This window comes from Bacillus sp. 05T22, from assembly GCF_056396765.1.
In genome coordinates this window covers 1-1,051 of record NZ_JBFTMC010000252.1, presented here as the reverse complement: position 1 = coordinate 1,051, position 1,051 = coordinate 1, and the positions used below count along the sequence as shown (strand labels likewise).

The 1,051-nt window shown below is 33.2% G+C and carries 1 protein-coding gene; it reads left to right on the top strand.

What is annotated here, in order from left to right; genetic code table 11:
- Positions 1–297: 297 nt before the first annotated feature.
- A partial coding sequence (locus tag AC1DIT_RS28185) for an IS110 family transposase (protein WP_476998606.1) occupies positions 298–1,051 on the top strand: 754 nt, incomplete at its 3' end.

Genomic DNA, 1,051 nt, shown 5'->3' with positions numbered 1-1,051 from the left:
ATACACGTATATATCAGAAGAATAAAGAGCCTGAATACTTTCAAAATGGAACAATAAAAACATACTAAGATTAGTAGTGCAGACCAAGGCATTGGTTCGCACTACTATTTTTTATATAGTACAAGTGAAGAAAGGGTCGTGGGTGCTTTGGGATTCTGAATCCGTAAAAAAAACTGACCTTCTTCACTTACCTTATTTGAATCAGTTTTTAGTATGTTGGTCCTCGAGATCGTGTATAAGAAATGGGAATCGATAAGTGTAAGATGAAGACTTCAACTTTACGTCAGGAGGAACTTTATGAGACACGTAATTGCATTTGATATTAGTATGGGTAAAAGTTATATGGTAATTTATAATGCACAAAAACAATGTATCTTTGAAAAAGAAATCAAACATTCAAAGTCTGAATTTGAAGAGCTACAAAAAAAGATACATGAGCTTACCAATGAAACTGGAAAATCACCTGAAATTGTGTTCGAAGCAACGGGTATTTATTCTAGACAGCTAGAAAGATTTATGCAAGATAACCAATATACATATTGTCTATTAAACCCCTTAGAAGCAAAATTACAATGTGATTCCTTACGGATTCATAAAACGGACCGAAGTGATGCACATCGACTAGCCATTACTCATTTTACAGTTACCCGAAGGGTATCTCATGGAACGAACCACTTATTCCATCAGTTAAAATCTCTTTCGAGATTTTATAGCGAACTGGATGGAGAATTATCGATGATTCGTAGTCGTATACACAAAGTAATTCAATTAACATTTCCTGAATTAGAAAAAATGTTCACTAGTAAATCGGATTTATTTTTAAATTTTGTTCAACTATTTCCCCATCCAGATTGTGTTTTAAGTCTTTCTAAAACAATCATAAAAAATCGTATTCGTGCCAATACCAATAAAAAAATATCAACTATTATGGCAGAGAAAAAGGCAATTCAAATACTTGAAATAGCGAAAAATTCCTATCCAGCCGTTTCTCAAAATGATGTCCTGTGTGACCAACTCAAAGTATACGCAAGACGTTATCAAGAACTTCTTC